Below are 13,407 nucleotides of genomic sequence, written 5' to 3' on the forward strand. Positions count from 1 at the left end.
TTCGGCTGTTAACCGAAGGGTTGTTGGTTCGAGCCCAACTCGGGGAGTGAATGAGACCTGCAGGGATCCTGCAGGTCTTTTCGTATATTGAGTTGCCCTGTGTGATGTGATACAATAAGGCGTAGCTACTGTAAACGATGAAGGAGAAAAGAAAGATGAATGAAAGTTATACCAGTTTTGCCCAGGTATATGACATGTTCATGGACAACGTGGACTATCCTGCCTGGAGCAAATATCTGATTCAGCTTTTAAAAGAATATCAGGTGGAAGACGGACTGGTGCTCGATCTTGGCTGCGGAACGGGAAACATGACCGAGCTGCTCGCCAAAGAGGGCTACGATATGATCGGCGTGGACAATTCTGAGGATATGCTCGAGATTGCCAGTGAAAAACGCGCCGAGTCCGGCTTAAACATTTTATATCTGCTTCAGGATATGCGGGAATTTGAGCTCTACGGAACCGTGAAGGCGGTTGTGAGCATCTGCGATTCTATCAACTATATTCTGGAGGAAGATGATCTGCGGGAAGTATTCTCACTTGTCAACAATTATCTGGATCCGAAGGGCATGTTTATTTTTGATTTGAATACAAAGTATAAATATGAACAGATGGGTGAGACTACGATTGCGGAAAACCGCGAAGAGGCAAGCTTCATCTGGGATAATTACTATGACCCGGAGGAAGAAATCAACGAATATGAGCTCGCCATTTTCATCCCGGAGGGAGAAGATTCCGATCTGTACCGTAAATTTGAGGAGGTACATTATCAGAGAGCGTACGATCTTGCGACGATCTGCCGCTTATTGGAAGAGGCAGGCATGGAGTTTGTAACGGCTTACGATGCATTCACAAAGGATGCGCCGAGACCGGAGAGCGAACGTATTTATGTCGTAGCAAGAGAAAAAGGAAAAAGTGAGAAATAGGAGAGAAACATGGATTATATTGTAAGAGCAACAGCGGCAGACGGACAGATTCGTGCGTTTGCAGCGACAACAAGAGAAACCGTAGAGACAGCACGCCAGGATCACAACACGAGCCCGGTTGCAACCGCAGCGCTGGGCCGCCTTCTGACAGCAGGTGCAATGATGGGCGTTATGATGAAGGGAGATAAAGACCTTCTGACCTTGCGCATCCATGCCGGCGGACCGCTGAATGGCATTACTGTAACAGCAGATTCCAAAGGAAATGTAAAAGGTTACGTCGGAAACCCGGACGTCGTGATTCCGGCCAACAAAAAAGGAAAACTTGACGTGGCAGGTGCTGTCGGCGTCGGATTCATGGATGTCATCAAAGACCTGGGACTGAAAGAGCCGTACGTCGGACAGTGCGTTCTGCAGACGAGTGAGATCGCAGAGGATCTGACCTACTATTTTGCAACGAGTGAGCAGGTTCCGTCCAGCGTCGGACTCGGTGTGCTGATGAACAAAGACAATACCGTCCGTCAGGCCGGCGGCTTTATCATTCAGCTGATGCCGTTCTGCGATGAGAAAGTCATTGAAAAACTGGAGCAGCGTCTGGCAGAAGTCAATTCCGTTACCGCATTCCTTGACGAGGGCCTGACTCCGGAGCAGATTCTTGAAAAACTGCTTGGAGACATGGACCTTGTGATCAACGATACCGTGCCGACCCAGTTTTACTGCAACTGCAGCCGTGAGCGTGTATCGAAAGCGCTGATAGCGGTCGGAAGAAAAGAACTGAACGAGATGATTCAGGAAGCAAAACCGGTGGAGCTGAAATGCCATTTCTGCAACAGCGCCTATGAATTTTCTACCGAGGATCTGAAAGAATTATTGCGTAAGAGCAAATAGCGGAGGGATAAAGAGATGAAACAGGGATTCGTAAAAGTCGCAGCCGCTTCCTGTGCGGTGGCAGTAGCGGATGTCAGAGAAAATACGAGAGTCATTCTGGAAACCATTCATAAAATGGAGGACGAGGGCGCAAAAGTGATGGTGCTCCCGGAGCTGGCGCTGACCGGCTATACCTGCAGTGATTTATTCTGGCAGAGCCAGATGATCGACGCGGCGAAAGAGGGATTAAAAGAGATTGCCGACGGAACGAAAGGGACCGATGCACTGATTTTTGTCGGCCTTCCGTGGGAACAGGGCGGAAAGCTGTTTAACGTGGCCGCTGTACTCTGTCATGGAGAGCTGCTCGGCGTTGTACCGAAAAAGTATCTGCCGAACTACAATGAATTTTATGAGCTGCGTCACTTTACGCCGGGAAAAGAAGCGGTGACAACGACGGAATTTTTCGGAAAAGAGGTTCCGTTCGGCATGAATCTGCTCTTCCAGTGTGCGGAGATGCCGCGCCTCAAAGTTGCTGCAGAGCTCTGCGAGGATCTCTGGACCCCGAATCCGCCGAGTGTGGCGCATGCCCTGGCCGGTGCGACAGTGATCGTCAATCTTTCCGCGAGTGATGAGATGGTTGGAAAAGATAGCTATCGGAGAAGCCTCGTGAGTGCACAGTCGGCACGTCTGATCTGCGGTTATATTTATGCGACAGCAGGCGAGGGCGAGTCCACGACGGATCTCGTCTTTGGCGGACAGCATCTGATTGCGGAGAACGGAACGATTCTTGCCGAGGCAAAACGGTTTGAGAATCAGATCGTCTGCGCGGATCTCGATGTTGATCGTCTGACGAGTGAGCGCAGAAGAATGACCACATATCCGGAACAGAGAACCGACGGTTATCAGGTGGTTAAGTTCTCATTAACAATAGAAGAAACAAAGCTGATCCGTTACTTCGATCCGCGGCCGTTCGTACCGTCGGATAAGCACAACCGGGATCAGCGATGTGATGAAATTTTAAATATTCAGGCCATGGGACTGAAAAAACGTCTGGCGCATACGCACTGCCAGAGCGCGGTTATCGGTATTTCCGGCGGACTCGATTCGACGCTGGCACTGCTCGTCACTGCCAGAGCGTTCGATCTGCTCGGCCTTCCGAGAAACCAGATTCTTTCTGTGACCATGCCATGCTTTGGAACGACGGACCGCACGTATCAGAATGCCTGTGAACTGACGCGGTGCCTTGGTGCAACCTTAAAAGAGGTTGATATCAAAGAGGCCGTCAATCTCCATTTCCGCGACATCGGACAGGATCCGGAGAAGCATGATGTGACGTATGAAAACGGACAGGCGCGTGAGAGAACCCAGATTCTGATGGATCTTGCCAACCAGTCCGGCGGTATGGTCATTGGAACTGGTGATCTTTCCGAGCTGGCACTTGGCTGGGCAACGTACAATGGCGACCATATGTCGATGTATGCCGTCAATGCGTCCGTACCGAAAACCCTGGTGCGCCATCTGGTGCAGTATTATGCGGACACCTGCGGGGAAAAAGCACTTTCCGATATCCTTCTGGATGTGCTCGACACGCCGGTCAGCCCGGAACTGCTGCCGCCGAAAGATGGTGTCATTTCTCAGAAAACAGAAGATCTCGTCGGACCGTACGAGCTTCATGATTTCTTCTTATACTATATGCTGCGTGTGACGTACGAACCGCTCAAGATTTACCGTGTGGCAAAACTTGCATTTGCCGGTGTCTACGATGATGCGACGATCTTAAAATGGCTGAAAACGTTCTACTGGAGATTTTTCGCGCAGCAGTTCAAACGCTCCTGCCTGCCGGATGGCCCGAAGGTCGGAAGCGTTGCGGTATCCCCGCGCGGCGACCTGCGTATGCCGAGTGATGCGTGCGTGAAGCTCTGGAGAGAGGAACTCGACCAGCTGTAAAAAACAAAACAGGAAATACAGAAAGAAACAAAGATAATCCAAATTGGTGCAGGGAATCAAATTTTGAGATGCACGACAGAAAAAAGGCTTCGGAGCAGAAGAATGCTTCGAGGCCTTTTTGCATGGAAAGATCAGGATTCTGCGGAGGAAGGATTTTGAGCCTGTTCGAGCGCCTGATTGATCGCGGAGACGAGCAGTTCGGAGGTGTAGCGGTCGTCCTCTCCGTAGATGAGGCCTTCCGTCGTCTGATTCACATAGATCTGGCTTGCGATGGAATCGAGCGCGGGCTCCATGAGCGGATACATGGCGGCGGTGGTTTCACTTAAGTTATTCAGTGAAATCGCGGTGATGCGGTCCTGCTCAACATTGACCTGCACATCGAAGGTCTGGTCGCCGAGGGAGATCGTGGAGGTGTAGATGCCGGGAATGTAGCGTGCATTTTCGGCGGAAGCAGCAGTGGTGACAGAAGGTTTTTTCGCAGAATCCTTCTTCCCGGAGAACATGATCAGAAACACCACGAGAAGAATCAGCGCGAGAGCAAGAAAAACAGCGGTGTAAACCACTTCTTTCATATGTAGTACAACAATTTTCGTTTTGGAACTCATGGGCGGGCACACTCCTTTTTGAAAAGCCGTCTGCGGGGCGGGAAGCGGGGGCGGAACAGGCGGGCGTTTTTACTATAATGTATGTGGGAAGAATGGTTTTTATGAAGGTTGTTCTACAGCAGGTTGATTGCATCAAAAAAAAGAGTCTGCTATACTGTAGCTATGTTTATTTTGGGGCAGAAATGGATCAGAACAGGAGGAGCAAGGTATGAGTCTGCAGTTTATTATGGGAAATTCGGGGGCCGGAAAATCGCGGTATGCGTATGAAAAAATCCTGGCGGAAGCGGCGCGCCACCCGGAGAAAAATTATCTGATCGTCGTGCCGGAGCAGTTTACGATGCAGACGCAGAAAGAACTCGTGTCTCTGCATCCGGCGGGCGGAATTTTAAATATTGATATTTTAAGTTTTCAACGTCTGGCCTACCGTATTTTTGAGGAGACCGGAGGAAGCCTGTATCCGGTGCTTGAAGAGACGGGAAAAAGCCTCGTGGTGAAGCGCGTTGCGCAGGAAAAGAAAAAGGAGCTGACAATTCTTGGCAGCACGTTAAAAAGAACCGGTGCGGTTTCGCAGATGAAATCGCTGATTTCCGAGCTGAAGCAGTATCAGATTGCGCCGTCCGAGCTTGATACGTGGGCGGAAGAGACGGGAGAGAAAAAGCTGCTGGCGGCAAAGCTGAAGGACACCGGTGTGATCTACCGTGCGTTTGAGGAATATCTGGAAAACCGTTACGTGACGGCGGAGGATGTGCTGGAAGTTCTGGCGGGAAAGCTGGAAGAATCGGAGCTGATTAAAAACAGTGAGGTACTGGTGGATGGGTTTACCGGATTTACGCCGGTGCAGATCGGTGTGCTTGGAAAGCTGTTCCGGCTCTGTGCGAAGGTTTATGTGACGATTATTATGGATGAGCGGGAGGACCCGTATAAAAAGGCGATTCCGCATCAGCTTTTTGCGATGAGCCGCCAGCTTGTCCAGCAGCTCATGAAAGCGGCAGATGAAGCAGGGTGCCCGGTGGAGCCGGAAATCTGGGTCAGACGCTCGGGACATGGCCGTTTTCAGCCGGGAAGCACGATGGATCAGCTGGAGCAGAGACTGTTCCGGTATGGAAAGAGAGGATTTTCCGGAAATGGAATAGAAAAAAGACCAGAATCAGGAACGGAAGCAAAGACAGGAAATCCGGCAGCAGGATACGAGGCGAAACAGCAGGGCATCTACATCAGCGTCGCGCCGAATCCGCGTGCCGAGCTGGAAGAGACGGTGCGTCTGATCCGCCGCATGGTGCGCGAGGAGGGCATGCGTTACCAGGATTTCGCCGTTCTGACCGGAGATCTTTCTGTTTACGGCACGTATGCGCGGGAAATCTTTGAAAAATGTGGTGTTCCGTATTTCGTGGACGAAAAGCATTCCGTGCTGATGAATCCGTTCGTGGAATTTCTGCGTGCGGCGATCGAGATGGTGGTACAGAGTTTTTCGTACGAGAGCGTCTTCCGCTATCTGCGCTGCGGTCTTTCGAGTCTGGACCGCGAGGAGACGGATGCGATGGAAAACTATGTGCTCGCGCTTGGTATCCGCGGGCTGAAAGCGTATGGGGAAACCTGGACGAGGGGCTACCGCGGCATCAAGCCGGATGAAGTGCCGCAGCGCAATCTTCTGCGGGAGAAGTTCTATGCTGAAGTGCAGCCGTTTGCGGAGCGGATGAAGAAAAAAGATGCCACGGTGCGGGAGCGGACGGAGGCCCTGTACGCGTTGGCGGTACAGAATCAGATGCAGGAAAAACTCGAGGAGCGGCGGCAGCAGTTTGAACAGCAGGGCCAGGAGGCATTTGCAAAAGAATACAGTCAGATTTATGGCATCGTCATGGAGCTGCTGGACAAGATCGTCGAGGTGCTGGGTGAGGAGAAGATGACGCTGGCAGAGTATCAGGAAATTCTGGAAGCGGGATTTGCGGAGGCATCTGTCGGTATTATTCCGCCGACGGCGGACCAGGTACTGATCGGTGATAATGAACGGTCGCGTCTGAAGGACATCCGCGTGCTGTTTTTCGTCGGCGTGAATGACGGGCTGATTCCGCGCCACGACGCGGGCGGCGGCATTCTCTCGGAATATGACCGCGAGGAGCTGGAACGGGCGGATGCGAAGCTGTCCCCGACGGCGCGGGAGACGATGTATCAGCAGAAATTCCATCTCTACCGAAATCTGACAAAACCGTCGGAGCGGCTGTACCTTTCCTTTGCGAAAGCGGGCGCGTCCGGCGAGGCGCAGAATCCGTCGTATCTGATCAACGAAATACGAAAACTCTTCCCGGAGATTCCAGTGCGGGATATTGAAAAAGAGGAAAAACCGGAGGAAAAACTGGAAATGCCGCGTTCCGGCGAGGCACTGTTTCTGGAGGAGCTTGGCAGAGCGGCGGAGGGAGAGATCGATCCGCTGTTTGAGGAGCTTTACCGCTGGTATGCGGCGCACCCGGAGGCTGGAATTCCGGCGGAGACGTATCGAAAAGCGGCGTTTCTGCGGTGTGCGGACGGCGTAATCGGAAGGAGTGCGGCATCGGCACTGTACGGAGATACGTTAAAAAACAGTGCAACGCGGCTGGAAAAGTATGCGGCGTGTGCGTTTGCCCACTTTATGGAGTTCGGCCTTCAGATCCGCGAGCGGGATCAGTATGAGCTGAAAGCGGCGGATATGGGAACGGTCATGCATGAGGCGCTTGAGAAGTTTTCGAAAAAACTGCAGGAGAACGGTGAGACCTGGAAGACGGTGACCGATGATACGCGTGACCGTCTGATTGAGGAGTGTGTCGAGGAGACGATGGCGGACTATGGAAACACAATTTTTCAGAGTTCAAGCCGGAATCAGTACCGCATTATCCGCGTGAAGCGGATCCTGAAACGAACTGTCTGGGCACTGCAGCAGCAGATCCGGCAGGGAGAATTTGAGCCAGGGGAATTCGAGGTTTCGTTCTCGATGGAGGACTCGCTGTCGGCGATCAACATCGATCTGTCGGAGCATGAGAAAATGCGTCTGCGCGGACGGATTGACCGCGTGGATCTCTGCGAGACGGACGATAAGGTCTATGTGAAAATTATCGATTACAAGACGGGAAATACGTCGCTCGACCTGGTGGCGCTCTATTATGGACTGCAGCTGCAGCTTGCTGTTTATCTCGATGCGGCGGTGGAACTGGAGCAGAAAAAGCATCCCGGCAAGCAGGTGGAGCCGGCGGGCGTGTTCTATTATCATATTGATGATCCGATGCTCGATCAGGAGGAGGATGAGACCGACGAGGCGTGGGGCCGGCGGATGCTGAAAGCGCTGCGGATGGACGGTCTTGTGAATGCGGACCGGAAAGTTGTGGAGCTTCTCGACCGCGTGCTTGAGGACGGAACGACATCCGATGTGATTCCGGTTGGAAAGAAGAAGGATGGAAGTTATACGAGCTATTCGAAAGTAGCATCGCCGGAGCAGTTTGATGTGATCCGTACGTACACCAGAAAGAAGGTGCGTGAGATCGGCGAGGGCATTTTTTCGGGCAATGTAAAAATTTCCCCGTATCAGCGGGACGGTGCGACGGCGTGTGCGTACTGTGAATATCAGGGAATCTGCGGTTTTGACCAGAAAATTCAGGGATACGAGTACCGCAAACTGAAGGGCATGGACACGGAACTGCTGATGAAGGCGATGCAGGAGATAACACAAAGTGATCAAAAGGAGTGACTGCCTTCCGGAAAGGAAAGAGAAATGCAGTTTTCCATGTATGAGAAAGTAATCAGCCAGAAAGAAGAGGGAGAGATAAATGGCAGTAAAATGGACAGCGGAACAGCAGAAAGTCATTGATACGAGAGACCGGAATCTTCTGGTCAGCGCGGCGGCAGGTTCCGGAAAGACGGCGGTTCTGGTAGAGCGGATCCTTGCGATGGTAAAGGATCCTGTGCGTCCGATCGATGTTGACCAGCTGCTCGTTGTGACTTTTACGCGGGCAGCGGCAGGTGAGATGAAAGAGCGAATCGGCCGTGCGCTGCAGCAGAGTCTCGAGGAAGATCCTGAGGATGAGCATCTGCAGAGGCAGCAGACCCTGCTTCACCATGCGCAGATCAGCACGATTCACGGATTCTGTTCGTACGTTATCAAAAATTATTTTCAGATGATCGATCTTGATCCGGTGTACCGCATGGCGGATGAAGGGGAGATCCGTCTGATGAAAAGCGATGTGATCCAGAAGGTCATGGAAGAACGCTTTACGGAAAAGGAGTCTGCATTTACACGGTTTGTGGAGAGCTACGCGGCGGGAAAGCAGGATGACGGGCTCGATGCACTTGTGCTGAAACTGTATGAGTTTTCCATGAGCTATCCGTGGCCGGAGCAGTGGCTCGAAGAGTGCCGGGCGGCGTACCAGATGGATTCACCGGAAGCAGTGCAGGAGAGTATCTGGGTACAGGAGCTGATGAGCGAGGCGAAAAAGCGGCTCTCGAGTATTCTGGAAGGGATTCAGGAAAACCGGAAAACAGCAGTAAGCTCTGGAGGACCGTATTTATATGATGAGGCGCTGGCTTCTGACCAGCAGATGGTGGAAGAACTGCTGGAAACAGAATCGTTTGATGAACTGGTGCGCGCGATGGCCGGAATGAAGTTTAAAGCACTTTCGCGGAAAAAGGCAGACGATGTGAGTGAAACGCTGAAAGATCAGGTAAAGGCGGAGCGCGATGCATGCAAAAAGGAGCTGCAGAAGTTAAAAGAGCAGTTCTTTGAGAAGGACAGCGCTGCGATTGCGGAGGAGATTGCCGACTGCCGGGAGCCCATCGGGGTGCTGATTGATCTGACGGAGCAGTTTGCAAAAGCGTTTGCGGAGAAAAAACGGAGCAAAAATATTCTCGATTATGCCGATCTGGAACACTTTGCGCTTGAAATTCTCGTGCAGCAAAAAGACGGCTGCCTGGTGCGGACCGATGCGGCGCGGGAGCTGTCGGAGCAATTCCGGGAAATTATGATCGATGAGTACCAGGACAGCAACTTTATCCAGGAGGCACTGCTCTCTGCGGTGTCCGGTGAGGAGGACGGCAGGTGGAACCGGTTTATGGTCGGCGATATCAAGCAGAGTATCTACGGATTTCGTCTGGCGCGGCCGGAGCTGTTTCTGGAAAAATATCGCACGTATCAAAAAGACGGAGAAAGCCAGCAGAGGATTGATCTCGATAAAAACTTTCGAAGCCGGCCGGAGGTGCTTGCAGGGGCGAACTATGTGTTCCGTAAGCTCATGAGTCCGGAGCTTGGCGGCATTGCGTATGATGAGGCGGCGAGCCTCCATGCGGGTGCGGCGTTCCCGAAGAAAGAAGAGGGAAATACGGATCCGTGGCAGAGGGCATACGAAACGGAGCTTCTGCTGCTGGACGACCAGGCGCCGGAGCTGGAAGATGATAAATCCCGCGAGACGAAGATGGAAACGGAGGCGGCTGCCGTTGCGGCGCGCATCCGGGAAATGGTTGGAAATGAGGAAGTTGTGGATAAGGAGACCGGGGAATACCGGAAAATCCAGTACCGGGATATCGTCATTTTACTCCGTGCGGTCAGCGGCTGGTCGGAGACGTTTTCGCGTGTGCTCCAGGCGGCTGGAATTCCGGCTTACAGTACATCAAAAACAGGGTACTTTTCCACGCAGGAAATTGTTACGGTGCTGAATTATCTGCACCTGTGTGATAATCCATGTCAGGAGATTCCATTTACGGCCATTCTGCGTTCCCCCATCTGCGGATGCACAGACACGGAGCTTGCGGCGGTGCGTTGTGTGGATAAAGATGTGAAAATTTACGAGGCATGTGGAAAATATGCGGCGATGGGGGATGATGAAGCACTCCGGGAGAAGCTGAGGAGGTTCCTTGCACAGCTCGAAACGCTGCGAAGCCGCGTGCCGTATACGCCGATCCATGAGCTGATCACACAGATTCTCGAGGAGACGGGCTACGGCGGCTATGCATCTGCAATGCCGGGTGGTGTGCAGCGGCGGGCAAATCTGGAGATGCTGGTGGAAAAGGCGGTGGAATTTGAGGCGACGAGTTACCGTGGACTGTTCAACTTTATCCGTTATATCGAGCAGCTTCAGAAGTATGAAGTCGATTTCGGCGAGGTGAATATTTACGGGGAGAGCGCAGACACGGTGCGTATCATGAGTATTCACAAGAGTAAAGGACTGGAATTCCCGGTTGTGTTCCTCTCGGGCATGGGCAAATCGTTTAACCAGATGGACAGCCGTGCGGCGCTTGTACTCCATTCCCGCATGGGTATCGGCGCGGATGCGATCGATCCGGAGCACCGCGTCCGTCAGGCGACACTGCCGCGGCAGATCATCCGGCAGAGCATGAAGCTGGAAAATCTGGCGGAGGAGCTGCGGGTGCTTTACGTTGCCATGACGCGCCCGAAGGAGAAGCTGATTATGACGGGCATGGCGTCGAAGCTGGAGAGCCGCGTGAAGCAGTGCGCGGCACATGCGGGGCGGCAGGAGGAGCTGCTGTCGTATCAGACATTGAGCAGTGCATCCGGGTATCTCGACTGGATTTTGCCGGCATTTTCGAGAAACCGGTGTTTCGACGGGCTGTATGAACAATTCGGTCTGGCAGGGAATGTGGACAATCCGCTGTATGCAGAGAAAATTCCGGTAACGATCCGCCTTGTATCACCGGCAGGACTTGTTGAGGGAGAGGTGCTGCATCAGATGGAGCGCGCGGTGAATGAGCAGAAAATCATGGAAATTCCGAAGCAGCCGCCGAGAGAAGCAGCGCTGAAGGAACTTGTGGAGGAGCGGTTTGCCTACCAGTATCCGTATGAGAAGGAAAAACAGATTCCGGTAAAGGTTACCGTTTCACAGCTGAAGAAGGTCGGGATGGAGGAATCCGAAATCGGAAAAGAGCTGTTTGCGCAGGAAGAACTCGTACCAATTGTGCCGGGCTTTCTGAAAAAGGATCATGTTGCGGCTCTGACGGGCTCTGACCGCGGAACGGCGTACCACCGCCTGCTGGAATGTCTCGATTACCGCAGAGCGTACAGCATCACAGAGCTGATGGCACAGACGGAGGAATTGATTGCAGAAGGAAAGATGACGAAAGAAGCAGCGGAATGCATTTATTTCAAATCGATCCTCGCTTTCGCAAAAAGTCCGGTTGGAATGCGGATGCGGAATGCCTTTTTGAATGAAACCCTGAAACGGGAGCAGCCGTTTGTGATGTCCGTTCCGGCAAGTGAGGCAGATCCGTCCTATCCGGAAGACGAAACCATTCTCGTGCAGGGAATCATTGACGCATGGTTCCCGGAGGGGGATGAGATTGTTCTTGTGGACTACAAAACGGACCGTGTGAAAGAAGTCGGGGAGCTGAAAAAGCGGTATGAAAAACAGCTCGCCTACTACCAGCAGGCACTGGAGCGGACGACAGGAAAAAAGGTGAAAGAGAAGATTATTTATTCGCTGGCTTTGGACGAAGAGTTGGTATTGTAGGAAAAAACTACTAAAAAAAACAACTGTCAAAACAGGGATAAAGTATGATATCATGGTTGAGAAACAAACAGGTATTGAGAAACAAAGAGAAAAAAGGAGATTCAGTGATGATTCGAAAAATTGTTCAGATAGAGGAAGACAGATGTACAGGATGCGGGCTTTGTGCGCATGCCTGTCATGAAAGTGCGATTGCGATGGTTGACGGGAAGGCAAAGCTGATCCGGGATGACTACTGCGACGGATTCGGCGACTGCCTGCCGGTTTGTCCGGCAGATGCGATTTCGTTTGTGGAGCGGGAGGCGCTGCCGTACGATGAGGAGGCGGTAAAAGAGAACCAGCGGAAGGCAAAAGAGGCGGCCGGGCAGGAGAATACCGGAGCAGGAAAAGCAGGTGAAAACAGCTGGGCGATTAACCGTGCAGATGCGCAGGAAAATTCTGCAGCAGTTCCGTCCCGGCTCCGCCAGTGGCCGGTGCAGATCAAGCTGGTGCAGGAGCGGGCTTCGATGTTTGCAGGAGCAGACCTTCTCGTTGCGGCGGATTGTACAGCGTATGCGTATGGAAACTTCCACCAGGATTTTATTCGGGATCATGTCGTTCTCGTAGGCTGTACAAAACTTGACGATATCGATTATTCCGAGAAACTTGCGCGGATTTTCATGCGGAATGATATTAAGAGTATCACGGTTGCACGCATGGAGGTTCCGTGCTGCGCAGGAATGGAGCGTGCCGTGAAGATGGCGCTGAAAGAGAGTGGAAAGAAGATTCCGGTGAAAACCGTGGTGATTTCTACGGAGGGGGAAATTTTGTAGAAAATCAGATATAGTAATTAGCGTGTGCCCTTAAAAGTATTTTTACAATTGGTACATTCTGCTTTGTGGAATATGTAAGACGAAAAAAATGAAAAGCTCGGTAAGAGGTATTAGAAAAATGAGTATGACGAAGATACAAAAGGAGCTTCTTGGTGCGCTGATCGGTCTGGCCCGGTCGGTAGATGGAAGAGGAGAAGCAGCAAAAGGTGAATCGCAGGAGTTTTCCAGCGGTGACAGCAATGGTCACCGCCCGGACAAAGCCACGCATGAGATTCTGCTTGGCGGAATTTGTGCGGCAAATCCGGAAAAAGAGCTGAGGGAAGAAGAGGGGAAATCCTGGATTGTACGCGTGGAGGCAGAAAAGAACCGTCTGAATCCGGATTGCGCAGTGTGCAAGGGAAAATGCGGCAGAACAGATAACTATGATCTCGAAGAAATGGAGACAGATGAACCGTCGGATCGGGCACGAAAAGAGCAGATTCTTGCGGAATTGTTTCCGATGGCAGAAAAACTGCAGCAGCTTCGGAAAGAAACAAAAGAGCAAAACGAAGAATTGCAGGGGGCGGTTAATTTTTTGTATAAGGCATTGTTTGCGATTGGAAACTATGTCGGGGAAAAGAGTCTGCAGAGCGTGGTGCAGGAGATGAATAACCTTTTTGTTAAATTGGAAAATGTATTAAAATAAGTAGAAAATAAGAAAAATCCTCTGTCCGGAGTGTATAAAAAACCCCGGAAACAGGGGATTTTTTGCGTTCTGCGCCAAGTGCATAAAACGTATTAT

Annotated in this window: 8 protein-coding genes; 7 read left to right on the forward strand and 1 reads right to left on the reverse strand. The window is 51.9% G+C overall.

Annotation, left to right across the window (positions count from 1 at the left end; all coding sequences use genetic code 11):
• Positions 1-155 precede the first annotated feature (155 nt).
• From DXD92_RS14865 to DXD92_RS14875, 3 genes are read left to right on the forward strand one after another with little or no spacing between them, the layout of a single operon-like run.
• Positions 156-923 carry a class I SAM-dependent DNA methyltransferase gene (locus DXD92_RS14865; protein WP_117509992.1) on the forward strand — a complete coding sequence of 256 codons (768 nt, stop codon included), beginning with the start codon at positions 156-158 and terminating at the stop codon, positions 921-923.
• Between the two features lie 9 nt (positions 924-932).
• On the forward strand, positions 933-1,808 hold the full coding sequence (gene hslO / locus DXD92_RS14870; protein ID WP_022462421.1) for an Hsp33 family molecular chaperone HslO: 876 nt from the start codon (positions 933-935) through the stop codon (positions 1,806-1,808).
• A 15-nt stretch (positions 1,809-1,823) separates the two neighbouring features.
• Positions 1,824-3,734, forward strand: a complete 1,911-nt coding sequence (locus DXD92_RS14875) for an NAD(+) synthase (RefSeq protein ID WP_118640903.1) — start codon at positions 1,824-1,826, stop codon at positions 3,732-3,734.
• 131 nt (positions 3,735-3,865) lie between these two features.
• Here DXD92_RS14875 and DXD92_RS14880 read toward each other — a convergent pair whose 3' ends face one another.
• Complete coding sequence (locus DXD92_RS14880; RefSeq protein ID WP_022462423.1) at positions 3,866-4,339, reverse strand: hypothetical protein; 474 nt, start codon at positions 4,337-4,339, stop codon at positions 3,866-3,868.
• 208 nt (positions 4,340-4,547) lie between these two features.
• Here DXD92_RS14880 and DXD92_RS14885 point away from each other — a divergent pair, with 208 nt between their 5' ends.
• From DXD92_RS14885 to DXD92_RS14900, 4 genes are all read left to right on the forward strand, one after another.
• On the forward strand, positions 4,548-8,051 hold the full coding sequence (locus DXD92_RS14885) for a PD-(D/E)XK nuclease family protein (RefSeq protein ID WP_118640905.1): 3,504 nt from the start codon (positions 4,548-4,550) through the stop codon (positions 8,049-8,051).
• A gap of 79 nt (positions 8,052-8,130) precedes the next feature.
• Complete coding sequence (gene addA / locus DXD92_RS14890; protein WP_118640907.1) at positions 8,131-11,817, forward strand: helicase-exonuclease AddAB subunit AddA; 3,687 nt, start codon at positions 8,131-8,133, stop codon at positions 11,815-11,817.
• A 107-nt stretch (positions 11,818-11,924) separates the two neighbouring features.
• The gene (locus DXD92_RS14895; RefSeq protein WP_118640909.1) at positions 11,925-12,626 is read left to right on the forward strand and encodes an ATP-binding protein; all 702 of its coding nucleotides are present in this window, start codon (positions 11,925-11,927) and stop codon (positions 12,624-12,626) included.
• Between the two features lie 118 nt (positions 12,627-12,744).
• Positions 12,745-13,311 carry a hypothetical protein gene (locus DXD92_RS14900; RefSeq protein ID WP_117761899.1) on the forward strand — a complete coding sequence of 189 codons (567 nt, stop codon included), beginning with the start codon at positions 12,745-12,747 and terminating at the stop codon, positions 13,309-13,311.
• The last annotated feature ends 96 nt before the right edge of the window (positions 13,312-13,407 follow it).

The organism is Blautia sp. TM10-2 (genome assembly GCF_003480845.1).
In the GTDB taxonomy this organism is placed as follows: Bacteria; Bacillota; Clostridia; order Lachnospirales; family Lachnospiraceae; genus Fusicatenibacter; species Fusicatenibacter saccharivorans.

Excerpts from the sequence above, each read along its gene's own strand:
- DXD92_RS14865 (WP_117509992.1), top strand. The coding sequence starts at position 156 with ATGAATGAAAGTTATACCAGTTTTGCCCAGGTATATGACATGTTCATG.
- hslO (WP_022462421.1), top strand. The coding sequence starts at position 933 with ATGGATTATATTGTAAGAGCAACAGCGGCAGACGGACAGATTCGTGCG.
- DXD92_RS14875 (WP_118640903.1), top strand. The coding sequence starts at position 1,824 with ATGAAACAGGGATTCGTAAAAGTCGCAGCCGCTTCCTGTGCGGTGGCA.
- DXD92_RS14880 (WP_022462423.1), bottom strand. The coding sequence starts at position 4,339 with ATGAGTTCCAAAACGAAAATTGTTGTACTACATATGAAAGAAGTGGTT.
- DXD92_RS14885 (WP_118640905.1), top strand. The coding sequence starts at position 4,548 with ATGAGTCTGCAGTTTATTATGGGAAATTCGGGGGCCGGAAAATCGCGG.
- addA (WP_118640907.1), top strand. The coding sequence starts at position 8,131 with ATGGCAGTAAAATGGACAGCGGAACAGCAGAAAGTCATTGATACGAGA.
- DXD92_RS14895 (WP_118640909.1), top strand. The coding sequence starts at position 11,925 with ATGATTCGAAAAATTGTTCAGATAGAGGAAGACAGATGTACAGGATGC.
- DXD92_RS14900 (WP_117761899.1), top strand. The coding sequence starts at position 12,745 with ATGAGTATGACGAAGATACAAAAGGAGCTTCTTGGTGCGCTGATCGGT.